This is a genomic window from Sinomonas humi (assembly GCF_000802235.1).
Taxonomy (GTDB): Bacteria; Actinomycetota; Actinomycetes; order Actinomycetales; family Micrococcaceae; genus Sinomonas; species Sinomonas humi.
Genome location: NZ_JTDL01000148.1, coordinates 1 through 23,054 on the forward strand (window position 1 = coordinate 1; position 23,054 = coordinate 23,054).

A 23,054-nucleotide genomic window follows, 5' to 3' on the forward strand; every position below is an offset into this window, starting at 1 on the left:
CCGCCGCGATCTTCGCCGAAGCCGCCGCCGAGACCGGCATCGAGGTCACCATCGCCAAAGAAGGCGACCCCGAAGACGAAGCCCTCGACGCCTCCAGCATCCTCTCCCTCATGTCCCTCGGCGCCGAACACGGCCAGAAAGTCACCCTCCGCGCCACCGGCCCCAACGCAGACCAAGCCCTCGACCACCTCGTCACCATCCTCGAAACCGACCACGACGCCCAATAACCACCCCGGACCGGCCGCGCCGTCACCCTAAACCCCCCACTGGGCCCGAGCCTGTGATGAACTGTGCGAAGTCAACATCGCCATCAACGTCATCCAGTGCAAACGTCGTCCAGTGCAAGGAGTAAGCGTTGCAAGGAGTGAGCGCGTCCCGGTCCCTCGTCTACATTGCGTGCGCGGCGGCTGGCACCGTCGATGTCTTCGACCTCGACCCAGACTCCGGCGTCCTTGAACGGATCGGCCGGACCGAGGGCTTGTCCCACGCCTCGTCGATGGCGCTGGACCCTGAGGCCCAGACACTCTACGCGGCGTGCAACATCGACCGGCCGTCGCCTGAGGTGCCGCCGCGCGTCGTCGCCCTCTCCCTCGACGCTGCTTCGGGCGCGGCGTCGAGCGCCGGGACGCGCGAGCTGCCCGTCACGACGTGCTACGTCTCCCTCACTCCAGACCGGCGCGAGCTTTTCGGCGCCTCCTACCACGAGGACCGGCTCATCCGGTTTCCCGTTCCCGGGGCCGAGGCCGAGGCCGAGGCCGAGGCCGGCGGTGTCAGCACGTACGCATCGGGAGCGAATACCCACTGCGCTGTCGTGAGCCCGGACGGCAAGTACGTGTACGCGGCATCGCTCGGCGATGACCGCGTGAGCTGGTTCGCCGTCGAGGCGTCGCGGAAGCACGCGGCGAACGACGGCGCGATCGCAGCGAGCGGCCACGTCGCCGTCGAACACGGATCCGGCCCGCGGCACCTGCGGTTCAACCCCGCGGGCGACCGCGTGTACGTGCTCCACGAACTCTCGGGCGACGTGTCCGTCTTCGAGCGCGATGCGGAGAACGGGCATCTGGCGTTGCTCCAGGTGGTCTCCGCCGTCGACGGCCTCGATCTCTCGCCAGGCGCGGTCCGCTCCCCCAGCACCCAGGATCCTGGGCAGAGCGTGATCTGGTGCGCGGATCTGCGGCTCACCCCGGACGGCCGCTTCCTGTTCGCGAGCGAGCGTTCGACGAGTACGATCTCGGCCTTCGCCGTCCATGGCGGCGGCCTCCTCGAATACCTGGGCCGCACGCCCACTGAAGCTCAGCCCCGCGGCATGGCCATTGATCCCTCGGGGCGGTTCCTGCTCGTCTGCGGCGAACGGTCTGACCATGTGACGGCCTATCGGATCGGCGATGACGGCTCACTCGACCCCCAGTCTCGCGCGCGCACCTCGGGTGGCCCGCTATGGATTGAATGCTGGGCCCCTGCCTGACGACTTGGCCCCACTGAGACAGGGCTTCGGGCGCCCTGGCCCGCATGAGGCGCCCTGGCCCGCATAAGCGCGGGTGGGCAGGCGCCCAGATGCGGGGCGGGCGCACAAGTGCGGGGCAGGCGCCCAGATGCGGGCCACCCAGATGCGGGGGCCGCGGACGTGGTTTCAGGGCTAGGCAGTACGCCAGCGGAGGTCTGCCGTCCCGTAGAGCTCGGGAGGATGCGGGTACTCGAGCTGCTGCCCGGCAACGCGCAGCGGCGGCGGGACGAAGTCGAGGAGACCGTACGCGCTCTGGGCGTGCCGGAGAGGAACCTCTAGGACGGCACTCGGCTCTTGGTCTGGCGGCATCGGCCGGGATCGCAGGAGCTGGGCCGCAGTGGTGGCGAGCGAGAGGTGGGCCGAGCCCGTCACGCCTCGCTCCCTTGCCGCGAGGAGCGCCACGGCTGCGGCCGCCATACCCATGCCGGTCGAGTGGTCGAGTGCTTGGACGGGCAGCGCCCCCGGGCGCCACCCGCCGTCGTGCCGCCCGCCCTCGTGCCAGCCGCCGTCGTGCCACCCGCCGTCGTGCTGGGCGCCGTAAATCTCGGCGATGCCGCTCGTCGCCTGCACGATGCTGTCGAAGCCCCGCACATCGGCCCACGGTCCCTCGCGTCCCCACGCGTTGAGGGAGACCACCGCGAGGTGGGGAAGAACCGCCCGGAGCGACAACGGGTCGAGCCCGAAACGTTCGAGGCCGCTCGTGCGATAGCCCAAGAACACGACGTCCGCCTCCGACGCGAGTTCGCGAACCCGAGCGAGATCCTCGGGGGTGCGCAGGTCCGCGAGCGCGCTGCGCTTGGCGAAGTCGGTATCGATGTGCTGGTCGAGCAGTTCGGGCAGCTGCGGCGGGTCGACGCGCAGGACGTCGGCCCCGAGGGCGCCGAGGAGCCTCGTCGCGCTCGGGCCCGCGATGACCCGCGTGAAGTCGAGGATGCGCACACCAGCGAGGGGCTGCTCGGCGGTAGCGAGCGGGACAGCCTCAGAAGCCAGCCGCGGAGTCCCATTCTCCAGCGTGAAATCGATCCATGGACGGCTCGCGGCCGTCTGGCCCATAGGCGTGGCAGCCCACTCTTGGGGCGAGCGGACGGCACCGGCCACCCCGCGCGCAGCCTGCACGTCCCGCTCGACCTCAAGGGCGTTCCGCTCGCGGAGAGCGGCGTCGAACCCCTCGGCCGTGGCAAGGCCAAGAGCCGCGAGCAAGCGCTCAGCATGGTGCGGGTAGTTCGCGTGGAGCCGGACCCACCCGTCCCCCGTGGCGTGAAAACCCGAGAGCGGGGCCCATACGTCGGGCGGCGCGCCGTCGACGCGGAGATGGCTGATCGAGCCGAACGATGCGGAGACAAGAGCGGACGACGTCGATATGCCGGCCAAGGCCCCAGCTCCCAGTCCGCGGGCCCCCAGCCCGCGGGCGCCCAGACCGCGAACACGCGCGAGGGCTTCAAGGGCAGCAACGAGGGCGCCGAGCGAGCCGAGGGCGAGGCCCTCGACATCGAGCGGACCGCTCCACCAGCGGCGGGGCCCCTCCCACCAGTCGGCGGACCCAGGATCTTCGGGCTCCGGCACCTCGCCCAGCACGGGAGCGAGGAAGCGACGCAGAGTGAGCAGATCGGCGTGGCTCATGGGAAAAGACTGGCACGACTGGGAAAAGACTGGCACGACTGAGCAGAGACTGGCATCAGTGAGAAAAACCGGCACGACCTGCCTGGCCCATACAGCTCTTCACGTGCCAGGAGCACCATTGCGTGTCAGGAGCACCATTGGGGGTAGGGCTTCAGTGGGAGGCACACGGGCACGGCATTCGGTCGTCGCCCCAACTGCAGCATCGGGAGGCGTCAGCATGAAGCTCAAGCACCGGTCCCTCGCTCTGGCCGCGGTCTCGTCGGCCGCGCTTCTGGCGCTGTCCGGGTGTGGTGCCGGCAGCGCAGGCTCGCCGACGTCTTCGGCCCCCGTGCCCTCCGCGAGCGGCTACGCGGCCGGGAATCTGGAACCGATAGCGTCATCGCGGACGACGACGAGCCTCAAGACGGCGACCGTGGATGGCCAGAAGATCATCGTCGACGCCAATGGAACGCCGGTCTACATCTACACGCTCGACAACGCGGGCGAGTCGAAGAGCGTCTGCCTCGGCGGCTGCGCCCTCCTGTGGCCGGCCGTAGAGAGCGGCTCCGAGCCTCCGCAGGTCCAAGGAATCACGGCGAAGGTCGGCAGCATGCCGGCGGCCGACGGCGGCAAGCAGGTCACGCTCAACGGCCTGCCGATCTACTACTACGCCAAGGACAACGGCTCTGGATCCGCCACGGGCCAGGGCGTCGCGGGCGTCTGGTACGTGCTCGCGCCTGATGGTTCGCCCATCTATGTTGGCTCCACCAACACGAGCTCGCCGAGCCCGACCTCGCCGCTCTCGAAGTGAGACGGAAGGGCCGGGCACCCAGCCCGGCCCTCCGTCGTCGTCCGTGCAAGGAGGCCTCGGCGGACGGCTAGTTCACATGTTGTATTCGATCGCCCCGCCCTGATGCAGGCACAGGATGTTCCCATCGGGATCCACGAACCACGAGGCACGCTCGTCGCCCGCGGCGAAGATGTGGTGTTCATCCGTCTTGAGGTCGGGAAGGTCGTAGTCCTCGAAGTGCACACCGTGCTGTTCGAGATCCGTCATCGCCGTCTCGAGGTCGTCGACTTCGAACGTGAGGGCGGTGTGGCCGGTGTGGACCGCTTGCGGGTCCACCATGAGGCCGAGCGATGCGGATCCGTCCAGACCGAGGATCAACATCCCGGTCGGGTCCTTTCCGCGGACTGGGAGCCCCAAGGCTCCCCCGTAGAAGTCCTTGGCACGAGCCTCGTCGGCTACGGTCAGGATGGTGGTTGCGGGTCGTGTTGCCAGAGTCATGGCACACCTCCACGAAGGTGAACTGACGCCCACAATTTTAAGCGGGCCACTCCTTCGCGACGAGGGTGAGCACGTCGTAGGTTGCGACGATCTCATCGTCCTGGTTCTCGATCACGGCGTCCCAGCAGACCTCGCCGTACTCGTCGGTGACCCGCGGCGTGATCTGCTTGGCGGTGAGCGTCACGCGGATGGAATCGCCCGCGGGTACGGGGGTCAAGAAGCGAAGGTGCTCAAGGCCGTAGTTGGCAAGGACGGGTCCCGGCTCGGGGGAGACAAAGAGGCCCGCGGCCCAGCTCACAAGGAGGTACCCGTGCGCCACGATGCCCGGGAAGAAGGGGTTTGCGGCTGCTGCCTTTTCATTTGTGTGAGCGTAAAATGTGTCCCCGGTCTTCTCGGCGAAGTGCGAGATGTCCTCAAGCGTCACCTTGCGCAGCTCGGAACGGACGGCGTCGCCCACACGCAGCTCCTTGAGCGACTTTCGGAACGGGTGCGTTGCGGGATCGGCGGGGTCCGAGAGGTGGCGGTCCGCGCCCGTGTGCCACACGCCAGTCACGGCCGTGAGCATGTTGGGCGAGCCCTGGATCGCCGTCCGCTGCATGTGGTGCTTGACGGAGCGGATCCCGCCGAGCTCCTCACCACCGCCCGCGCGACCGGGGCCGCCGTGGACGAGGTGCGGGACGGGCGAGCCGTGGCCCGTCGAGGTGCGGGCGTCCTCGCGGTTGAGCACGAGCACGCGGCCGTGGTGGGAAGCGATGCCGAGCGTGAGCGCCTGGGCAGTCTCGGGGTCGTTCGTGCACACCGTTGCGACGAGGGAACCCGAGCCCAGTGCCGCGAGCTCAATGGCCTCCTCGATGGACTCGTAGCCCACCACTGAGGAGACCGGCCCGAACGCCTCAGTACCGTGCAGGGCCGCGGCGCGCACGTCGTTCCAGGTGAGGACGACCGGGGCCATGAAGGCGCCGTCGGGCACGGTCTTCTTGCCGCCGTCGGCCGTGACGACCTCGGGGGCGTCGAGCGAACCCCACGCGATCTGCGCGCCGGAAGCGACGAGCGACTCGACGGCGTCCCGCACGTCCTCGAGCTGACCGAGAGAGGCGAGCGCCCCCATCGTCACGCCCTCGGCACGGGGATCGCCGAGGACAACCTTCTGGCTGACGCGCTCTCCGATCGCCGCCACGATCGGTTCCACGAGTTGCTTCGGCACAATCGTGCGCCGGATCGCGGTGCACTTCTGGCCAGCCTTGACGGTCATCTCAGTGACGACGGAGCGGACGAACGCATCGAACTCCGGCGTGCCGGGCTCCGCGTCGGGACCGAGGATCGCGGCATTGAGCGAGTCCGTCTCCGAGGTGAAGCGGACGCCTCCGTGAACGACGTTGGGGTGCGACTTGAGCAGGTTCGCGGTCGAAGCCGAGCCGGTGAACGAGACCATGTCGCGGTAGTCGAGCTCGTCGAGGAGCGTGCGGGCCGAGCCCGAAATGAGCTGGAGCGAGCCTGCGGGGAGGATGCCGGACTCGATCATGAGGCGAACGACCGCTTCGGTCACGTAGCCCGTGGGGGTGGCCGGCTTCACGATGGTGGGAACACCCGCCACGAACGCGGGCGCGAACTTCTCGAGCATTCCCCAGACGGGGAAGTTGAAGGCGTTGATCTGGACCGCGACCCCGGGAATCCGCGAGTAGATGTGCTCGCCGACGAACGAGCCGTCGCGCGAGAGGGTCTCCATCGGGCCGTCCACGATCACCTGGCTGTTCGGCAGCTCGCGCCGGCCCTTGGAGCCGAACGTGAAGAGGACGCCGATCCCGCCGTCGACGTCGACCATCGAATCGAGCTTGGTCGCGCCGGTCTTGTAGGAGAGCTCGTAGATCTCGTCGCGGTGGCCGTTGAGGAACTGCGCGAGTTCCTTGAGCTTGAGCGCCCGCTCGTGGATGGTGAGTTCGCCGAGGCCCGCCTGCCCGACGGTGCGGCCATGACGGACGACGGCGGCGAGGTCGAGGCCCTCGGTGCTCACCGCAGCGAGGAGCTCGCCGGTGCTCGCGTCGCGGACTTCGGCCGGCTTGCCTGCCGCGCCAGCCTCAGGGGTCCACCAGGCGTCGAGGACATAGCTCGGGACGATCGTGGTCTGGACGGATTCTGCCGCGGCAGTGGTCATCGTCGACGGTTCCTTCCGATGCGGGGTTCCGGGAATCGGCCGGTACTCGGCACTGCGAGTGCCAATTACTGACCGGCCGTTCGGTAATGGCACTAGAATACACAACAGGTGGGAGCCGCGCGAGATGGGATCGGGCCGTTGAAAGGCTGCTCGGCACCTAGTGGAACCGCGAGAGGCGTCCTATCGTTGCGCCATGGTTGCCACGAGCCGTCCCCAATCTCCCCGAATCCTGCGGATCCTGCTGGCCGTCCTCGCGGCCCTCGGCCTCATAACCGGAGCCGCCGCACTCCCCGCGGCAGCCGCGCCCCCGCCGTCGTACGTTGCGCTCGGCGACTCGATCGCCGCGGGAACCGGCGGCGGCGCCTATCTCAACCAGTGCCTCCAGACGGCCGGCTCCTACCCCGCACTGTTGGGCGCTGGCGCAAACCTCGGCTGCTACGGCGCGACGACCGCGGACGTCATCGCAACGCAGGCGCCGCTCGTTCCACCGGGCGTGCGCGATGTGACGATCACGGTCGGCGCGAATGATGTAGGAGACGCCCAAGTGACGGCGGCCTGCGTGACCAACCCCTCCTCGACGGCCTGCTCGAGCGCACTGTACAACTCGGTCTTCGTCCTGCTGCCGCAGCTGCCCGGGAAGCTCCGCGCGACGATCGCGGCCGTCCGCGCCCAGGCGCCCGCCGCGCACATCACGCTCACTGGCTACCCGATGCTGTTCACCGTCTCGGGGCTGCCGGCCTCCGAGCAGCCCGTAGCCGCGGAGATCAATGGCGCCACGGCCTTGCTCAACTCGACGATCGCCTTCACCGCGCTCGGCGACAAGGCCTCCTACGCGGATGTCACGTGGGCTTTCCTGGGGCACGGGGTCGGTTCGCCCTCGCCGTGGATCCACCCCTACACCCCCGGCGACCCGGCCTCGTTCCATCCCACCGCGAGAGGCTACGCCCTCGGGTATGTGCCGTCAGTGAGGCCGTTTGTACGGTGAGGCCGTTTGCAGGAGTGAGCGCGCATGAGCTCACTCCTGCAGCTTCGCCCGCACCATTTCTAGCTCCTCGCGCGTGAGACCGTGCTCCAGAAGGTACTCCTCGGCGTCGATGCCAGCCCCGAACTCGGCGAGCGCAGCCTGGCGCTCCGCGAGGATCGGCTCGAGCTCCTCGGCCTCCTGATACCGCTCATAGGGGTGCTTGAAAGGGCTGATCCGGTGCCATTCGTTGATGCTCCGGACACTCGCCTCATACTGCGCCGCGGCCGCCTCCCGCGCGACCGCGGGGTCCGCGAGCTGCAGCAGCAGGGTCACGATGATCCCCGTCCGGTCGCGGCCCGCCGAGCAATGGATGACGACGCCCGCCGGCGCCTCCGCGATGGCCCGGAAGACCGACGCGATCCGCTCGGGGAAGAGCCGGACCACCCCCGCATACCCGTTGGGGTGGTTGAGGTACGGAGCGACCTGCCGCGCGAACAGGTCCGCGAGCTCGGGGTGTTCGGGATCCTCGGTGGGCGCATTGACGACGTCGATGCCGGCCATTGCCTCGGCCGCCACCGCCGGGTCGGTCGGCCTGCGCCGCCGTTCGCCGGGGTTCCGCAGGTCAATCACGGTGCGGACGCCGTCGTCGTGCATCTGCCGCCAACCCCGCTCGGTGAGCCATTCACTCCGGCCCATCCGGTAGACCGAGCCGAGCACGCGGCGGGCGTTCACGGCACCTTCCCAAGCGACGGCGTCATCCATTCGTCGACCTTACCCGCCCCTCCCCGACGAGTGGCCACTTCCCATGCGACCCGTGGCCAGGCCCCGCCGGACGAGGTGCTCAGGCCCAGTCGTAGAAGCCCCTGCCGGTCTTGCGGCCGAGATCCCCGGCGGCGACCTTGTCGCGGAGGATCTGCGGCGGGGCGAAGCGTTCCCCGAGGGTCTTGTGGAGGTATTCGGCGATGCCGAGCCGGACGTCGAGGCCGACGATGTCGGTGGTCTTGAGCGGGCCGACGGGGTGCTTGTAGCCGAGGACCATTGCGTTGTCGATGTCCTCGGCGCTGGCGACGCCCTCCTCGAGCATCCGCATCGCCTCGAGGGCTATCGCGACTCCGAGGCGGGAGGAGGCGAAGCCGGGGGCGTCCTTGACGACGACGGCGGTCTTGCCCAGCGCCTCGACCCACCGCCGTGCGGCGTCGACCGTCTCCTCGGCCGTTCTCTGGGCGATCACGACCTCGATCAGGGTCGATGCCGGGACAGGGTTGAAGAAGTGCAGGCCGAGGAACTGGCCAGGCCGGGCGAGCGCCGCGGCGAGGTCGGTGACTGAGAGCGACGAGGTGTTGGTTGCGAGGTAGGCGTGCGGGGAGATCTGCTCCTCGACAGCGGCCAGGGCGGTGGCCTTGAGCGTGGGGTCCTCGGGGACGGCCTCGACGACGAGGTCGCAAAACGCGAAGTCTGCATAGTCCACCGAGGTCGCGAAGTCGGCGAGGAGTGCCTCGGCGCTCGCGCTGACGGCGCCGCGCTCGATCGAGGCGGCCACCGAGGACTCGACGCGGTCGCGTGCGCCCCGGGCTGCTTCGGCATCGCGTTCGACGACGACGACCTTGGCTCCCTTGGTCAGGAACGCGTGCGCGATCCCAGCTCCCATGCGGCCCCCGCCCAGGACCCCGACGGTCGCGGGCAGGCCCGGGGCAAGCGGGACCGGCGGGGCGGTGTTCTCGCCGAGGGCTTCGTTGAGGGCGTCTTCGATGTTCATGGCTGCTTCTTCCTATCCTTCTTGTCCAGAAACGCCTGCATGCGGTCGAACTTGGCCTGGGATTCGAAGAGCATTCCCTGGGCCAGGGTGTCGATGAGCGGGTGGACCTCGCGGGGCGTGTGGAAGACGGCCTTGGAGATCCGCACCGCGAGCGGATCCTGCGCCGCGATCCGGTCGGCGAGCCTGTCCGCAGCCGCAAGCAGCTCCTCCGGCTCGACGAGCTCGGTGATCAGGCCGGCGTCAAGGCACTCCTGCCCGTTCAGGACCCGCCCTGCGAGCAGTACCTCCTTCGCAAGCGGCTCCCCCACCAGCTCGCGCAGCCGCCACGTCGCCCCCGCTGCGGCCATGATCCCCAGACCGGTCTCCGGGTTGCCCATCCGAAGGCTCGGGGTGCCGATCCGGAAGTCGGCCGCATAGGCGAGCTCGGCGCCGCCGCCGAGCGCGTAGCCCTCGAGCGCGGCGATCACCGGCATGGGCAGCTTCGCGATCCTGTCGAAGATCGTCGAGTTGATCCCGGCGAGGGCGTCATCACGACGGCGCTCGCGCAGCTGGGCGATGTCCGCCCCCGAGGCGAAGATCCCCTTGGTGCCCGCTCCCGTATCCGCGGGCGTGCCCGAGACGATGAGCACCTTGGGGTTGGCTTCGAGGTAGGCGCAGACCGCGTGCAGCTCATCCACCATCGCCTGGTCGATCGCGTTGCGGACTTCGGGACGATCGAGCCGCACGTGGACCCGGTCTTCGCGGTCCTCTACCCGCAGAGTGGTGAACCCGGACGCGTCCAGCCCCATCACACGCCCTCCACGATCAGCGCCGTGCCCTGCCCGACGCCGACGCACATCGTCGCGAGCCCGAGCTTGCGCGACTCCCCCGCCAGCTCGCGCTCCATCCGCCCCAGCAGCGTCACAACGAGGCGGGAACCCGAGGAGCCGAGCGGGTGCCCCAGGGCGATCGCTCCGCCGTCGGAGTTGACGATCTCCTCGTCGAGCTTGAGCTCGCGCATCACGGCCAGCGACTGGGAGGCGAAAGCCTCGTTCAGCTCCACAGCGCCCAGGTCGCCTACCGAGAGTCCGGCCCGCTCGAGCACCTTCCGGGTCGCGGGTACCGGGCCCATGCCCATGATCTCGGGGGCCACCCCGGCCGAGCTGCCATCGAGGATCCGCGCCCGCGGGGCGAGCCCGAAGCGCTCCACCGCGGCCTCCGAGGCGACCACGATCGCCGATGCGCCGTCGTTCAGGCTCGAGGCGTTCCCGGCCGTCACCACCGAGCCGCCGGCTACGACCGGGCGCAGCTTCGCGAGGACCTCCATGCTCGTCCCCGGGCGCGGGCCCTCGTCGGTGTCCACCACGGTCTGGGCACCCTTCCGCCCTGTGACCGTGACCGGCACGATCTCCTCCGCGAACCGCCCCGCCCCGATCGCCGCGATCGCCCGCTCGTGCGAGCGGACCGCGAACGCATCGCAGTCCTCCCGGGAGGTCTCGAACACCCGGGCGACCTCCTCGGCGGTCTCCGGCATAGAGAACGTCGCCTTCCCATCGCGGGAGAGCTCCCCCGAGAGGAACGCCGGGTTCGTGAACCGCCACCCGATCGAGGTATCGAACACCGCACCCGGCTTCGCGAACGCCGTCGAGGGCTTCTCCATGACCCACGGGGCGCGGCTCATCGACTCGACCCCGCCCGCGACCACGAGATCGGCCGCGCCAGCCTTGACCATATGCGAGGCCATGATGATCGCCGACAGCCCAGAGGCGCACAGCCGGTTCACCGTGATCCCCGGCACGGAGTCAGGGTAGCCAGCCAGAAGCCATGCCATCCGCGCGACGTTGCGGTTCTCCTCCCCCGCCCCGTTCGCGTTGCCCAGGATCACCTCGTCCACGGCCGCCGGGTCGATGCCGGCCCTCTCCGCCGCCGCCTTCACGGTCAGCGCCGCGAGATCATCCGGACGGACAGAGGAAAGGGAGCCACCATACCGGCCCACCGGGGTCCGGGCGCCGCCGATCAGAAAGGCCTCAGCCATGAGCACATCCTTGAGTCAAGTCACCGACCGGCTTGAGTTGAATTACCGACCGTTCGTTCTATAAAGATTACCCGCGACGCCCGCAGGGTCAACCCGTGACGCCGGAACGCTCTCGGCTGCCCGCTCGTTTCATCGGCAAATGCGCACTGTACATTCGATGCCCCCTGCACGTCGGCGCCCGGGAAACCCGGCGCCGACGCGGCGCTTCGGGCGGTTCACGGGAACCGACGCCCTCGCCGTCGTCCTCTACGCCTTCCTCCCCCTGGCCGCGGCCTTCCTGCCGCTCGAGGACGTCGCATGGCTCCGGGCAAACCCCGTCGCCGGCTCCTATCTCCTCAACCTCGCGGTCTACGGAGTGGTCTTCATCGTCGCCGTCGTCGCCGCACACGCCTACGTCTCCCGGGACGTGCGAATCCTCGCCTCCCGCCCGTGGTTCACCATCGGGATCCTGCCCCTCATGCTGGTCGCGATGCTCGTCGTGACAGCGATTGCCGTGAGCCTCGCAGGCGGCGCCCAGATCTCGCAGAATCAGGAGAGCGTCCAGACCGTCGTGGAAGGCGTTCCGTGGTGGTTCACCGTTCCACTGCTCGTGATCCTGGGCCCCTTCGTCGAAGAGTTCATCTTCCGGCACCTCATGATCGGCAAGCTCAGCCTCTACCTGAACCGCTGGGTCTGCTACGTCCTCTCGACGGTCCTCTTCGCGTCGCTCCACGTCCTCAGCAGCTCCGCCTTCACCATGCAGACGCTGGCCCCCTACCTGGGGCTCGGGGCCGTGCTCGTTTTCGCGTATGCGTGGACCGGCAACAACCTCGCCTTCAGCATCTCCCTGCACGGCCTCAAGAACCTGCTCTCAGTGGTGCTGCTGTACTCGCTGAACCTCTCCTCGCTCCAGTCGTAGCTCGCTGCCGCCAAGCCGACCGAACCAGCGCAGCAGGGCCGCATCATGGCTCGTCACAACGAGCGTCCCGCGGTACAGCTCGAGTGCCTCTTCGAGCTCCCCTACGAGGAGCGGCGCGAGGTGATTGCTCGGCTCGTCGAGGAGCAGCAGCTCCGGTTGGACCGACAGCAGCCGGGCGAGAGCCAGGCGCCGGTACTGCCCCGCGGAGAGCGAGCCCACGGGCACGAAGAAGTCCTCGACGCGGAACAGCCCGAGATGCAGGAGCCGCTCGGCGTGGTCGTCGAGATCGCCGGGGAGTCCCGCCGCATAGGCCGCGAGCAGACGAGCATGCGGGTCCGTCGGCTTGGCGAGCTCCTGCGGAAGGAGGCCGACGACGGCGGCCGCGGGCTCGCCGTCGTACGATCCCTCCGCGCACCTCACCTCCGCGACGCCCTCGAACCGCTCTCGGCCCGCGAGGATGCCGAGCAGCGTCGTCTTCCCGGAACCGTTCGGGCCGGTCACGGCGAGCCGCCCACCCGCGGGCATCTCGACGTCGACCGCGCGGAGCCGCCCAGGAACGGAGGCACCGCGGAGTGCGACGGACGCGCCATGATCCACCGCGAAAGCCGCCGCGAGGTGCAGCGGCCTCGGCGGCGGCATGACCGGCTCGGACTCGAGCCGCCGCAACCGCTCGCGAGCCGAACGGACCTGGCTCTCCACGGCCGCGCTCACGCGCTGCCCGAAGTAGTTGAACCCCGACTTGTCCTTGTCCGTCATGCGTCCGTAGGCGACCCGCCCCGCCACAGATGCCGCCTTCGCCCGCTCGCGTTCCTTCGCCTGGACCCACTCCGTGTACTCGTGCTCCCACGCTCGGCGCTCGCGGAGCTTCTCGGCGCGGTAGCCTGCGTAGCCTTCGCCGTAGCGGCGGATGGCGCGACGGTCCGCGTCCACCTCGACGATGGCCCGCGCGAACCGCCCGAGGAACTCGCGATCGTGCGAGACCGCGACCACGATCCCGGCACGGGCCGCGAGCTCGGCCTCGAGCCACGCGACCGCGTCGGCGTCGAGGTGGTTGGTGGGCTCGTCGAGGAGCAGGATCGGTGCCGGATCGGCGAGCGCAAGAGCGAGGGATGCCCGCTCGGACTCTCCCCCGGAGAGGTCCGCGAGCCTCCGGTCCAAGCCACCGCGTGCGAGGTGGCCCACGCCGAGCCGCTCGAATGCTGTCCGTACGCGGACGCCGGCGGCCGATCCGCCGTCGTCCTCGTCGCCGGCCGCCTCGGCCCGGGCGAGCAGTTCGCCGATGGTGGTGGCGGCGTCGGGGGTCTGCGCGAGCCGTGACACACGGCCGTGGACAGCGACGGCACCGACGTCCGGCCGCTCCTCGCCCGCCAGGAGCCGCAGGAGGGTCGACTTCCCGGCGCCGTTCTCGCCGACGACGGCGATCCGCTCGCCGTCCGCGATGACGAGGTCGACGGCGTCGAGCAGCAGGCGGTCGCCGTACCCATGGGAGACGCCGGACATGGTGACGTGGACGGCTCCGGAATGACGCGTCGGGCCGGAATGATGGTTCGGGCCGGAATGACGATTCGGGCCGGAGAAGGGTCGCATGAGGCCTCGCTTCGGAAGTCGCGTGGGCACACGTGTGCCCTGGACATATTTGGTGAGGGAAGCGATCAGCGGACCATGCGTTCAAGACTGGGGGCGGGTGCCGCGAGTGTCAAGCGTGGGGACGAAGGCTGTCCGCTTGACGAGCTGGCGGCACCAACTCGCCCTTCCCGGGGAGGGAACTCGAGCCTAGCTTTGAGCCATGGCATATCGGATTCAGATGGTGGTGGACGCCTACGACCCGCACGCGCAGGCCGAGTGGTGGGCCGAGACGCTCGGTTGGGCGGTCGAACCGAGCAACGAAGACTTCATCCGGCAGATGATCGCGGAGGGCTACGCGACGGAGGAGGAGACGACGATCCGGAACGGGGTCCTCGTGTGGGCGAGCGCTCAGGCCATCGCCCCCGAGGAGGAACTCGGCAGCCGCGACCGCAGGCGCATCCTCTTCCAGGCCGTGCCCGAGGCGAAGACCGCGAAGAACCGCGTTCATTGGGACGTGCGGCTCGACGGCGATGACAAGGACGCGGTCCGAGCAAAGCTCGAGGCCCGCGGTGCGACCTTCCTGTGGGAGGCGGCCGAGGGGCCGCATTCTTGGTACACCATGTCGGATCCCGAGGGAAACGAGTTCTGCATTTCGTAGCCGAGGGGCCCGACTAGACTTTCAGGCGTGACTGCCTCCGCCGCGCCTGCCCTGCCCGAGCGAGTCTCCGATATCTTCGACCCGACCAGATGGCGTGTGGTCGAGGGCTTCGACTTCGAGGACCTCACCTACCACCGCCAGGTCGAGCGGGATTCGGCCGGCGCTATAACGCGCGACCTCCCAACGGTCCGCATCGCCTTCAACCGTCCCGAGGTCCGGAACGCCTTCCGCCCCGGCACCGTCGACGAGCTCTACCGCGCGCTGGACCACGCCCGCATGACCCCCGACGTCGCCACGGTCATCCTCACCGGCAACGGCCCCTCCCCCAAGGACGGCGGGCACGCGTTCTGCTCGGGCGGAGACCAGCGCATCCGGGGGCGGGAGGGCTACAAGTATGCGACGGGCCAGACGGCCGAGACCATCGATCCGGCCCGCGCAGGCCGGCTCCACATCCTGGAAGTCCAGCGCCTCATGCGCACGATGCCCAAGGTGGTCATCGCCGTCGTCAACGGCTGGGCTGCCGGCGGCGGCCACTCGCTGCACGTCGTTGCGGACCTCACGATCGCTTCGCGCGAGTACGGCCGCTTCAAGCAGACCGATGCCACCGTGGGCTCGTTCGACGCCGGGTACGGCTCGGCGCTGCTGGCGCGCCAGATCGGCCAGAAGCGCGCGCGGGAGATCTTCTTCCTTGCCCGCGAGTATTCGGCGGAGGATATGGTCGCGATGGGTGCCGTCAACGAGGCGGTCGAGCATGCCCGCCTCGAAGAGGTCGCCCTCGAGTACGCCCAGGACATCGCCCGCCAGTCGCCGCAGGCCATCCGCATGCTCAAGTTCGCGTTCAACCTCGCAGACGACGGCCTCGCGGGCCAGCAGGTCTTCGCGGGCGAGGCCACTCGGCTCGCCTACATGACAGACGAGGCCGTCGAGGGCCGCGACGCTTTCCTGCAGAAGCGCGAGCCTGACTGGTCCGCCTTCCCGTACTACTTCTGATCGGGCCCCAACGAGTGTCTGATCGGGAAGGAACCTCATGAGCCTGGACCCCGTCCTCAAGGCGCTCGCCGCCGCCCTCGCCTCGGAGGGCCCCGCCGTCGAGTTCGGCCCGAGCGGGACGCGCTCCGAGGCCTGGCGCACGTGGCGGCCCACGGCAGCGGCGGAATCGCTGCCCGAGGGGACCGCCGTCGTCGTCCGCACCTCGGGGTCCACGGGCACGCCGAAGGCAACAGCCCTGACCGTGGACGCGCTCGCGGCGTCCTCGATGAGCACGGCGTTCGCGCTGCACGGCGAGGGGCAGTGGCTGCTCGCGCTGCCTCTCGAGTATGTGGCGGGGGTGCAGGTCCTCGTGCGGTCCCTCTTTGCGGGGACTCGGCCCATCGAGATGGACCTCTCGGACGGGTTCACGCCTGAGGCCTTTGAAGCCGCGGCATCCGAGCTCACGGATCCGATCCGTTTCACGTCCCTCGTGCCGACCCAATTGCGGCGTCTTCTCGAGGACCCATCACCGCGGCTCGCCCAGCTGCTGCGGCGCTTCAACGCAGTCCTGATCGGCGGGGCCCCCATCCCGCCGGGGCTGCTCGAAGGCGCGAGCGAGGCTGGGGTCAAGGTCGTCACCACCTACGGTTCGGCCGAGACGTGCGGCGGGTGCGTCTACAACGGCTTCCCGCTCGAGGGCGTCTCCGTGCGGCTCGTGGAGGATGGCCGCATCCGGCTCGGTGGTCCCGTCGTCGCCGCCGGCTACGTGGGCGACCCCGAGCTGAGCGCTTCGCATTTCGTCGAGGAGGACGGCGAGCGCTGGTTCGTCACCTCGGACCTCGGCGAGCTCACCGCGGACGGGCAGCTTCGCGTGTTGGGAAGGGTCGACGACGTCGTCATCACCGGCGGCGTCAAAGCGTCTGCTGCGCGCGTGGCAGCCGAGCTGGAGGCGGTCGACGGCGTGCGGGAGGCCTTCGTCGCCGGCGTGCGGGATGCTGAGTGGGGGCAGGCGCTCGCTGCGGCGATCGTGCTCAAGGCGACCGGCGACGTCGCGTCGCCGGCCGAACGCGACCTCGCGCTCGGCACAGTGCGAGCTGCCGCCGTCGAACGCCTGGGCCGGCTGGCCCCCAAGACCTGGCTCGTGCTCGATGCGCTCCCGCTTCTCCCCAACGGCAAGCTGGACCGCCAGGCGCTCGCGCTCGTCCTCGCCCGCGCCCACGTCGCGGAGGGACCGCCGGCCTAGCCACCCCTTATCTCGCCCATCACATCGACACCCTCAGGAACACTCTTGGCAACTACCGCCCAGTGGGTCCACGGCGCGCGCCCGCGGACCCTTCCCATGGCCATCGCGCCGGTAATCGTCGGCAGCGCCGCCGCCTACGGCCTCGGCTCGTTCAGGCCGCTCAACGCGCTCCTCGCGGCGTTGGTCTCGGTCATGCTCCAGGTCGGGGTGAACTATGCAAACGACTACTCCGACGGGATCCGTGGGACGGACGACAACCGCGTGGGCCCCTTCCGGCTCGTGGGGAGTGGCGCCGCGGCTCCCGGCACCGTCAAGCGGGCGGCCTTCCTCTCCTTCGGCGCCGCCGCCCTCTTCGGGCTGGTGCTCGTTGCGCTCTCCGGGACGTGGTGGCTCATCATCCTCGGCGCCCTCTCGGTGCTCGCCGCGTGGGGCTACACGGGGGGCAAGCGGCCTTACGGCTACTTGGGCCTCGGGGACCTGTTCGTGTTCGTGTTCTTCGGCCTCGTCGCGACGCTCGGCACGACCTACACACAGGCCCTCACGCTCAATGGCGCCGCGTGGGCAGGGGCAGTCGCAACGGGTCTCATTGCTGATGCGCTGCTCATGGCCAACAATGTCCGGGACATCCCGACCGACCGTGTCGCAGGGAAGCGCACGCTCGCGGTCCGGCTCGGTGACGTCGCCGCACGGCGTTCGTACCCGGCCATGCTGGGCATCGCGATCCTCGCGGCCCTACTGCTTACGCCGTCGAACCCGTGGATGCTGCTCGTGCTCGTGCTCATTCCGGCGGCTGCCGTGCCCTCGCGGACAATGCTCTCCGGAACGGCCGGGCCCGGGCTCATCCCGGTCCTGCAGCAGACGGGATTCATCAACCTGGGCTTCAGCCTGCTGTTCGGCGTGGCTGAGGTGCTCGGGCGCGCGTAGTTCCGCCGGCTCCGCCCCCGGCGGGGCCTCCCAGCGGCTCCGCCTCCCAGCGGCTCTGCCCCCGGCTCGTCAGGCCCCGTTGTTGGTCTGCTTCTTTTCGTTGGCGGCCTCGGGGTCCGGGATCTCGGGGTACTCCTCCTCGACGCGCTGGGCCTCGTCGATCGCGTCCTCGGCCTCGGCGTCCTCCTCCTCGACGGAGGTACGGACCTTCTTGCGCCCCCCGAAGACGTCGCTGACGTCCGAGACAGCAGCGTTCCTCTGCCCGCGGAGGAAGAGGAAGCTCACCGCAAACGCAATGATGCACGCGTAGACGGCCGAGAGCACTCCGCCAATGCCGAGCAGCAGGAAGACGGCGAACGGAACCACGAAGAGGGCTGCACGGACGAGGGAATACTTCAAGAATGCCACTGGTCAAGTTTACTAAAATGGAGGGATGGCCCGCCTTCTGCCCATCATCGCCATTCTCGCCGCCTGGCTCTACGCCATGGTGGACTGTGCGATGGCCGATCGGCGAGCAGTGCGCGGGGGTCTGCCGAAGGCCGCTTGGTTCCTGATCACCGTGCTTCCCGCCCTCGGAAGCGCCCTCTGGTTCATCTTCGGGCGCCCGCGCCGGGGATCACCGCCCAAGAGCGGCGGGGGCGGAGGGGGCCGCCGCCCGATGGCGCCGGACGACGACCCCGACTTCCTCCGCGGCCTCTAGTTTCCGGCCGCACTGCGCGGCTTCGCCGCGCTACTTCTGGGCGCTGCTGATCATGTTGTCGGCGTCCGTCTTGAAGGCGGCCGCAGCATCCTGAGCGCTCGCGCGGCCGAACAGGACGTCCGTGACGTGGCGCCCGAGGGCGTTGGCCGCGCTGCTCGAGCCCGTCGGCGGGACGGCGGGCGGTTGGCCGAGCTCGGGCTTGATCTCCGTGAGGAAGTCGAGAGCTGCCTTGTCCGTGGGAGTGAGCAGGGGCTTGATCGCGTCCTGAATGGCCTGAGACGTCGAGAAGCCGCGCTCGGTCGTGATCACCTTTGCTGCGTCGGGGCTGTTGACGAGGTAGTCGATGAACGTTGCCGCCTCGGCCGGGTGCTTGGACCGGGATGAGGCCGACCAGTACATCGAGGGCTTGTAGAAGAGCCCGTCATCCTGCGCCTTGCCGTCCTGGCTCGGGACGCGGAGGAGCTTGATGTCGCTGCCGGTGGCCTTCTCGAGCGCCCCGAGCTGATTCGTCCACCAGAAGGACATGCCGGTCTTATTCGTCGCCGCGAGCGTCTGCTCGACAGCGGCACCGGTGTCCTCCTGCGCGACGCTCGCCGGCGGGGCGGCCTTCGCGTCGAGGAGCTTCTTCTGGAACGCAATGAAGGAGGCGACGCCGTCCACCGTGAAGCCGGTCTTGCCGTCCTGCGTGTAGAGCTGCTCGCCCCGCTGGCGCAGCCAGATGCTCAGGCTCTGATCCGTGATGCCGTAGGACGAGCCGTAATTTCCGGCCCCGGTAGCGAGAGCCTGAGCGGTCTTCAGATAGTCGTCCCATGTCCACTTCGTGTCATCCGGGATGGGAACGCCTGCCTTCTGGAAGACCTTCACGTTCGCGAAGACGGCGAGGGCGTTCTGGCCGGTGCTGATGCCATAGAGCTTGCCGTTGTACTGCCCCGCCTTGATGGTGTTCTGGTCGAAGGCCGAGAGGTTGAGCTGGTTCTGCTTCGAGAGGTCCAGGAGCGCGCCGCGGCCGCCGTACTCGGCGATATACGCGAGGTCCATCTGGATGACGTCCGGTGCGTCATTCGCTGCGGTCTGGGTCGCGAGTTTGTCCCAGTAGCCCGACCACACGCCCGGCTCGCCCTGGATCTTGATGTTCGGGTGGGCCTTCTGGAACGCGTCGATCACCTGCTGGGTTTGCTTGTTCCGGACGTCGTTTCCCCACCAGGAGAAACGGAGCGTTACGGAGCCGTCGGCGTTCTTCCCGCTGTTGGTCCCGCAGCCGGCGAGGACCCCCACTGCTGCGGTTCCGGCAAAGAGCTTGAGCGCCGATCGGCGGGTCAGAGTCGTCATTGTCTCTCCATGGTCTCGAGGGGCGGAGGCGTTGCCTGAGAAATCGGTTTCTGGTTCACTGAGTATGTCCGAGGTCACATTCAGCGTCAAGGCCTAAGGAAAACGCATTCCACCTGATATTGCAAGGGAGCCCTCATCCCTTGACGCCATCCGGAAGCCGCCCTATCTTTGCGTGAAAGCGCATTCCGAACCAAGGAGGACAGACCCGTGCCCAACGCCCGTCCCGCACTGCAGCTCCCCTCCGGAGCAGCGTCGATGAAAGGTTTCATGACATGAGCGCGCTTGCCGAACTCGGCACCTTGGGAAAGAAGAAGGGCGGGCGCGGCAAGGACGCCGGCGCCGCCTCCGGCACCTCAGAGCCGAAGGGCTCGCGTGCGAAGGTTTCGAAGAAGGACAATCGCGCCGCGTTCGTCTTCCTGGCCCCGTGGATCGTGGGCCTCGTGTGCATCACCATCGGGCCGATGGTGATGTCCCTGTACCTCTCGTTCACGGACTACAACCTGATCCAGGACCCGAACTTCATCGGGTTCGACAACTTCACCCGGATGTTCGGCGACGGCCGGTTCTGGAACTCCCTCGGGGTGACGCTGACCTACGTCATCGTCGGCGTCCCGCTCCAGCTCGGCCTGGCCCTTGCCGTCGCGATGGCCCTGGACAAGGGCCTGAAGGGCCTCGCGTTCTACCGCTCGATCTTCTACCTGCCCTCCCTGCTGGGCTCCTCGGTCGCGGTGGCGATCCTGTGGAAGCAGATGTTCGGCACCTCGGGCCTGGTCAACCAGCTCCTGGCGATGGTCGGGATCCACGGGCCGGGCTGGATCTCGGACCCCAGCACGGCCCTCGGCAGCATCATCCTGCTGCACGTGTGGACGTTCGGCTCCCCCATGATCATCTTCCTGGCCGGCCTGCGGCAGATCCCCACGATGTACTACGAGGCCGCCGCCGTCGACGGAGCCGGGCGCGTCATCCGCTTCCTGAAGATCACCCTGCCGCTGCTGAGCCCGATCATCTTCTTCAACCTCGTCCTGCAGATCATCGGCGCGTTCCAGTCCTTCACGCAGGCGTTCATCGTCTCGGGCGGCACCGGCGGTCCTTCCGACTCGACGATGTTCTTCACCCTGTACCTCTACCAGCGCGGCTTCGGGCAGTTCGACATGGGCTACGCCTCGGCGATGGCTTGGGTCCTGCTGGTCATCGTCGGCGCCTTCACCGCCATCAACTTCTACGCATCGAAATTCTGGGTGTTCTATGACGACTGAAGCAGCCCCGCACACCGCACACCGCGTCACCGCCGACGCCACAGCCAGCGCCCCGGCGTCGTCCGAATCCCGCACCAGGCGGGCTCCCTCGCGGGCCCCGCGGCGGCCCGGCGGCGGGGACTACGCCGCGACCCCGCGCCAGCGGGTCAAGAGCGTCCTCAAGCACACCGTGCTCATCGCCACGGCGATCGTGATGATCTACCCGCTGCTGTGGATGATCGTCTCCTCGTTCCGCCCCAGCGACGACGTCTTCCGCGCGCCCGGCCTCTGGCTCACCCAGGCCCACCCGGAGAACTACGCCAACGGCTGGAACGCCCTGACCTCCCCGTTCGCCACGTACCTGCTGAACTCCACGATCGTGGTCCTCGGCGCCGTCGTGGGCAACCTCGTCTCGTGCTCAATGGCCGCCTACGCGTTCGCCAGGCTGAATTTCTGGGGCAAGAAGTGGATGTTCGCTGCCATGCTCGTCACGATCATGCTCCCCATCCACGTCGTGATCGTGCCGCAGTACATCCTGTTCTCCCAGCTCGGCTGGGTGAATACGTTCGCGCCCCTGATCGTGCCCAAGTTCCTGGCCACGGACGCGTTCTTCACGTTCCTCATGGTCCAGTTCATCCGCGGCATCCCCCGCGAGCTCGACGAGGCCGCGCGGATCGACGGCGCAGGCCACCCCCGCATCTTCCTGCGCGTGATCCTGCCCCTCATGACCCCGGCCCTCGCCACGACCACGATCTTCACGTTCATCTGGACCTGGAGCGACTTCTTCAGCCAGCTCATCTACCTCACGTCGCCCGACGTGTTCACCGTCCCAGTCGCCCTGAGGGCCTTCGTCGACGCCCAGTCCAGCACCGACTGGGGAGCGATGTTCGCGATGTCCGTCGTCTCGCTCCTGCCCGTCTTCATCGCCTTCCTCATCGGCCAGAAGTTCCTCATCAAGGGCATCGCCACGACCGGCATCAAGTAGGCAACCCGCCCCCGCTTAACCTCCAATGGTCACGTACCGACGGTTATAACCGTCGGTACGTGACCATTGGACGTTAAGGCGAGGGAACTACGACGTCGGCGAGGGAACTACGACGTCGGCAGGCCAGCGTAGGAATGCAGGCCCGAGAAGTACATGTTCACAACCGTGAAGTTGAAGATCACACACAGGTACCCGACGATCGAGAGCCAAGCTGCCCGCGTCCCGGTCCACCCGCGGGTGGCACGGGCGTGCAGGTAGGCCGCGTACACGACCCAGATCACGAAGCTCCACACTTCCTTGGTGTCCCAGCCCCAGAAACGGCCCCAGGCCTTCTCCGCCCAGATCGAACCGAACATGACGGTGAGGGTCCAGCCCACGAACGCGATGGTGTTGATGCGGTAGCTGAGAGTCTCGAGCGTGAGAGCGCTCGGCACGAGCCCGAGGAATCCACCGCGGTCCACGGCCCCGGCCGCGATCTTCCCCTCGCGGCGGGACTGGATGAGCTGGAGGACCCCCATCGAGAACGTGAGGGTGAAGAGCGCCGAAGAGAGCACCGCGATCGAGACGTGGATCATGAGCCAGTAGCTCTGGAGTGCGGGGACGAGGTGCCCGACAGGGGTCCAGAACGCGACGGCAGCGGCCACCATCATGATGACAGCGAGGCCGAGCACGAACGTGCCGAGGAAGCGGAGATCACGCTTGATGAGCGTCAGGAGGAAGACAGCGACCACGAGGAACGCGCCCGTCGTGCAGAACTCGTACATGTTGCCCCACGGCACACGGTCCGCCGCGATGCCACGCGTCACGACGCCGGCTCCGTGGATCACGAGGCCGATGATGCTGATCGCAACGCCCACGCGTGCCGCATTGCGGCGAGTCGTGTAACCGAGGCCCGAGTCGGCCACCGTGGCGACCCGGGACGAAGCCGCGGACGACGACGGCACACGGCCCGCGGCGTCGTTCGCACCGCCCGCGCCGGTCGAGGCGCCGGCCATCGCGGGAACCTTGGTTGCCGCCTTGCTTTCGGCGAGGCGTCCGGCGTCCCGCTGACCGGTCTTGCCGCTCGTCGCCATGTCCCACGCGAACGCGAGGAAGGCGACGACGTACGTCCCGGCGGCAAGCAGCATGAAGAGTTCGCTGTAGGAGCCGAGGGTCTGGTTGAGAGGCATCACATGTCCTTCTCTGAGGTTGACTGAGTCCTATTCTGCGCCTGCGCGGCTCCCCTTGGAGCGCCGGATGCCGGGTCGGCAACATTCCACGCCTTCGCGAG

The 23,054-nt window shown here is 68.6% G+C and carries 23 protein-coding genes; 12 read left to right on the forward strand and 11 right to left on the reverse strand.

The features are described 5' to 3' along the window. The coding region (locus LK10_RS18820; protein WP_043127283.1) for an HPr family phosphocarrier protein at nt 1–227 on the forward strand (227 nt) is incomplete at its 5' end. Nucleotides 228–364: 137 nt separating this feature from the next. Beyond that, entirely contained in the window at nt 365–1,465 is a 1,101-nt protein-coding gene (locus tag LK10_RS18825) for a lactonase family protein (protein WP_043127284.1), read from the forward strand. Nucleotides 1,466–1,636: 171 nt separating this feature from the next. On the opposite strand, the gene LK10_RS18830 is transcribed toward LK10_RS18825, so the two are convergent. Then, complete coding sequence (locus tag LK10_RS18830; RefSeq protein WP_043127288.1) at nt 1,637–3,124, reverse strand: CoA transferase; 1,488 nt, start codon at nt 3,122–3,124, stop codon at nt 1,637–1,639. A gap of 217 nt (nt 3,125–3,341) precedes the next feature. On the opposite strand from LK10_RS18830, the gene LK10_RS18835 reads away from it, so the two are divergent. Then, nucleotides 3,342–3,914: a COG4315 family predicted lipoprotein gene (locus LK10_RS18835; RefSeq protein ID WP_043127290.1), complete on the forward strand. Its 573-nt coding sequence runs from the start codon at nt 3,342–3,344 to the stop codon at nt 3,912–3,914. A gap of 72 nt (nt 3,915–3,986) precedes the next feature. On the opposite strand, the gene LK10_RS18840 is transcribed toward LK10_RS18835, so the two are convergent. Together LK10_RS18840 and paaZ are read right to left on the reverse strand one after the other, a co-directional pair. Then, a complete protein-coding gene (locus LK10_RS18840; RefSeq protein ID WP_043127292.1) occupies nt 3,987–4,391 on the reverse strand; it encodes a VOC family protein in 405 nt (134 codons plus the stop codon). A 37-nt stretch (nt 4,392–4,428) separates the two neighbouring features. Continuing rightward, nucleotides 4,429–6,543 (reverse strand): phenylacetic acid degradation bifunctional protein PaaZ, encoded by a 2,115-nt coding sequence (gene paaZ / locus LK10_RS18845; protein WP_043127295.1) that lies wholly within the window; start codon nt 6,541–6,543, stop codon nt 4,429–4,431. Nucleotides 6,544–6,736: 193 nt separating this feature from the next. On the opposite strand from paaZ, the gene LK10_RS18850 reads away from it, so the two are divergent. Then, nucleotides 6,737–7,528 carry a GDSL-type esterase/lipase family protein gene (locus tag LK10_RS18850; protein WP_052207585.1) on the forward strand — a complete coding sequence of 264 codons (792 nt, stop codon included), beginning with the start codon at nt 6,737–6,739 and terminating at the stop codon, nt 7,526–7,528. Between the two features lie 30 nt (nt 7,529–7,558). On the opposite strand, the gene LK10_RS18855 is transcribed toward LK10_RS18850, so the two are convergent. From LK10_RS18855 to LK10_RS18870, 4 genes are all read right to left on the reverse strand, one after another. Then, entirely contained in the window at nt 7,559–8,269 is a 711-nt protein-coding gene (locus LK10_RS18855; RefSeq protein ID WP_043127298.1) for a tyrosine-protein phosphatase, read from the reverse strand. A 79-nt stretch (nt 8,270–8,348) separates the two neighbouring features. Further along, nucleotides 8,349–9,155: a 3-hydroxyacyl-CoA dehydrogenase family protein gene (locus tag LK10_RS18860; protein ID WP_408021471.1), complete on the reverse strand. Its 807-nt coding sequence runs from the start codon at nt 9,153–9,155 to the stop codon at nt 8,349–8,351. Nucleotides 9,156–9,259: 104 nt separating this feature from the next. Then, complete coding sequence (locus tag LK10_RS18865; RefSeq protein WP_043127301.1) at nt 9,260–10,051, reverse strand: enoyl-CoA hydratase/isomerase family protein; 792 nt, start codon at nt 10,049–10,051, stop codon at nt 9,260–9,262. Beyond that, nucleotides 10,051–11,277 (reverse strand): acetyl-CoA C-acyltransferase, encoded by a 1,227-nt coding sequence (locus LK10_RS18870; protein WP_043127304.1) that lies wholly within the window; start codon nt 11,275–11,277, stop codon nt 10,051–10,053. The genes LK10_RS18865 and LK10_RS18870 overlap by 1 nt, the downstream gene beginning before the upstream one ends. 139 nt (nt 11,278–11,416) lie before the next feature. Between LK10_RS18870 and LK10_RS18875 the strand changes: the two genes are divergently transcribed. Beyond that, nucleotides 11,417–12,175 (forward strand): CPBP family intramembrane glutamic endopeptidase, encoded by a 759-nt coding sequence (locus tag LK10_RS18875; RefSeq protein WP_156144267.1) that lies wholly within the window; start codon nt 11,417–11,419, stop codon nt 12,173–12,175. Here LK10_RS18875 and LK10_RS18880 read toward each other — a convergent pair. Further along, on the reverse strand, nt 12,128–13,762 hold the full coding sequence (locus tag LK10_RS18880; RefSeq protein ID WP_081998686.1) for an ABC-F family ATP-binding cassette domain-containing protein: 1,635 nt from the start codon (nt 13,760–13,762) through the stop codon (nt 12,128–12,130). The genes LK10_RS18875 and LK10_RS18880 overlap by 48 nt on opposite strands. A 199-nt stretch (nt 13,763–13,961) precedes the next feature. Between LK10_RS18880 and LK10_RS18885 the strand changes: the two genes are divergently transcribed. From LK10_RS18885 to LK10_RS18900, 4 genes are read left to right on the forward strand one after another with little or no spacing between them, the layout of a single operon-like run. After that, nucleotides 13,962–14,399 (forward strand): VOC family protein, encoded by a 438-nt coding sequence (locus tag LK10_RS18885; protein WP_043127307.1) that lies wholly within the window; start codon nt 13,962–13,964, stop codon nt 14,397–14,399. A 27-nt stretch (nt 14,400–14,426) separates the two neighbouring features. Further along, entirely contained in the window at nt 14,427–15,389 is a 963-nt protein-coding gene (locus tag LK10_RS18890) for a 1,4-dihydroxy-2-naphthoyl-CoA synthase (RefSeq protein WP_197061998.1), read from the forward strand. A gap of 37 nt (nt 15,390–15,426) precedes the next feature. Then, complete coding sequence (locus LK10_RS18895) at nt 15,427–16,611, forward strand: AMP-binding protein (RefSeq protein WP_043127310.1); 1,185 nt, start codon at nt 15,427–15,429, stop codon at nt 16,609–16,611. A gap of 45 nt (nt 16,612–16,656) precedes the next feature. Beyond that, on the forward strand, nt 16,657–17,535 hold the full coding sequence (locus LK10_RS18900; RefSeq protein WP_043127313.1) for a 1,4-dihydroxy-2-naphthoate polyprenyltransferase: 879 nt from the start codon (nt 16,657–16,659) through the stop codon (nt 17,533–17,535). A 69-nt stretch (nt 17,536–17,604) separates the two neighbouring features. On the opposite strand, the gene LK10_RS18905 is transcribed toward LK10_RS18900, so the two are convergent. Beyond that, a complete protein-coding gene (locus LK10_RS18905) occupies nt 17,605–17,943 on the reverse strand; it encodes a DUF4229 domain-containing protein (protein ID WP_231567847.1) in 339 nt (112 codons plus the stop codon). Between the two features lie 25 nt (nt 17,944–17,968). Here LK10_RS18905 and LK10_RS18910 point away from each other — a divergent pair, with 25 nt between their 5' ends. Continuing rightward, nucleotides 17,969–18,235, forward strand: coding sequence for a PLDc N-terminal domain-containing protein (locus LK10_RS18910; protein ID WP_043127316.1), 267 nt, complete (start codon nt 17,969–17,971; stop codon nt 18,233–18,235). A 30-nt stretch (nt 18,236–18,265) separates the two neighbouring features. On the opposite strand, the gene LK10_RS18915 is transcribed toward LK10_RS18910, so the two are convergent. Then, nucleotides 18,266–19,564 (reverse strand): ABC transporter substrate-binding protein, encoded by a 1,299-nt coding sequence (locus LK10_RS18915; RefSeq protein WP_043127318.1) that lies wholly within the window; start codon nt 19,562–19,564, stop codon nt 18,266–18,268. A gap of 272 nt (nt 19,565–19,836) precedes the next feature. On the opposite strand from LK10_RS18915, the gene LK10_RS18920 reads away from it, so the two are divergent. Together LK10_RS18920 and LK10_RS18925 are read left to right on the forward strand one after the other, a co-directional pair. After that, nucleotides 19,837–20,820: a carbohydrate ABC transporter permease gene (locus LK10_RS18920; RefSeq protein WP_043127321.1), complete on the forward strand. Its 984-nt coding sequence runs from the start codon at nt 19,837–19,839 to the stop codon at nt 20,818–20,820. Further along, nucleotides 20,810–21,784, forward strand: a complete 975-nt coding sequence (locus LK10_RS18925) for a carbohydrate ABC transporter permease (protein WP_043127323.1) — start codon at nt 20,810–20,812, stop codon at nt 21,782–21,784. Before LK10_RS18920 ends, LK10_RS18925 begins: the two co-directional genes overlap by 11 nt. A 107-nt stretch (nt 21,785–21,891) precedes the next feature. On the opposite strand, the gene ccsB is transcribed toward LK10_RS18925, so the two are convergent. Then, the gene (gene ccsB / locus LK10_RS18930; RefSeq protein WP_043127325.1) at nt 21,892–22,953 is read right to left on the reverse strand and encodes a c-type cytochrome biogenesis protein CcsB; all 1,062 of its coding nucleotides are present in this window, start codon (nt 22,951–22,953) and stop codon (nt 21,892–21,894) included. Between the last annotated feature and the right edge of the window lie 101 nt (nt 22,954–23,054).

Bases quoted from the DNA above. Each gene is read 5' to 3' on its own strand.
- LK10_RS18830 (WP_043127288.1), bottom strand. From the start codon at position 3,124: ATGAGCCACGCCGATCTGCTCACTCTGCGTCGCTTCCTCGCTCCCGTG.
- LK10_RS18835 (WP_043127290.1), top strand. From the start codon at position 3,342: ATGAAGCTCAAGCACCGGTCCCTCGCTCTGGCCGCGGTCTCGTCGGCC.
- LK10_RS18840 (WP_043127292.1), bottom strand. From the start codon at position 4,391: ATGACTCTGGCAACACGACCCGCAACCACCATCCTGACCGTAGCCGAC.
- paaZ (WP_043127295.1), bottom strand. From the start codon at position 6,543: ATGACCACTGCCGCGGCAGAATCCGTCCAGACCACGATCGTCCCGAGC.
- LK10_RS18850 (WP_052207585.1), top strand. From the start codon at position 6,737: ATGGTTGCCACGAGCCGTCCCCAATCTCCCCGAATCCTGCGGATCCTG.
- LK10_RS18855 (WP_043127298.1), bottom strand. From the start codon at position 8,269: ATGGATGACGCCGTCGCTTGGGAAGGTGCCGTGAACGCCCGCCGCGTG.
- LK10_RS18860 (WP_408021471.1), bottom strand. From the start codon at position 9,155: ATGGGAGCTGGGATCGCGCACGCGTTCCTGACCAAGGGAGCCAAGGTC.
- LK10_RS18865 (WP_043127301.1), bottom strand. From the start codon at position 10,051: ATGGGGCTGGACGCGTCCGGGTTCACCACTCTGCGGGTAGAGGACCGC.
- LK10_RS18870 (WP_043127304.1), bottom strand. From the start codon at position 11,277: ATGGCTGAGGCCTTTCTGATCGGCGGCGCCCGGACCCCGGTGGGCCGG.
- LK10_RS18875 (WP_156144267.1), top strand. From the start codon at position 11,417: ATGCGCACTGTACATTCGATGCCCCCTGCACGTCGGCGCCCGGGAAAC.
- LK10_RS18880 (WP_081998686.1), bottom strand. From the start codon at position 13,762: ATGCGACCCTTCTCCGGCCCGAATCGTCATTCCGGCCCGAACCATCAT.
- LK10_RS18885 (WP_043127307.1), top strand. From the start codon at position 13,962: ATGGCATATCGGATTCAGATGGTGGTGGACGCCTACGACCCGCACGCG.
- LK10_RS18895 (WP_043127310.1), top strand. From the start codon at position 15,427: ATGAGCCTGGACCCCGTCCTCAAGGCGCTCGCCGCCGCCCTCGCCTCG.
- LK10_RS18910 (WP_043127316.1), top strand. From the start codon at position 17,969: ATGGCCCGCCTTCTGCCCATCATCGCCATTCTCGCCGCCTGGCTCTAC.
- LK10_RS18915 (WP_043127318.1), bottom strand. From the start codon at position 19,564: ATGACGACTCTGACCCGCCGATCGGCGCTCAAGCTCTTTGCCGGAACC.
- LK10_RS18920 (WP_043127321.1), top strand. From the start codon at position 19,837: ATGAGCGCGCTTGCCGAACTCGGCACCTTGGGAAAGAAGAAGGGCGGG.
- LK10_RS18925 (WP_043127323.1), top strand. From the start codon at position 20,810: ATGACGACTGAAGCAGCCCCGCACACCGCACACCGCGTCACCGCCGAC.
- ccsB (WP_043127325.1), bottom strand. From the start codon at position 22,953: ATGCCTCTCAACCAGACCCTCGGCTCCTACAGCGAACTCTTCATGCTG.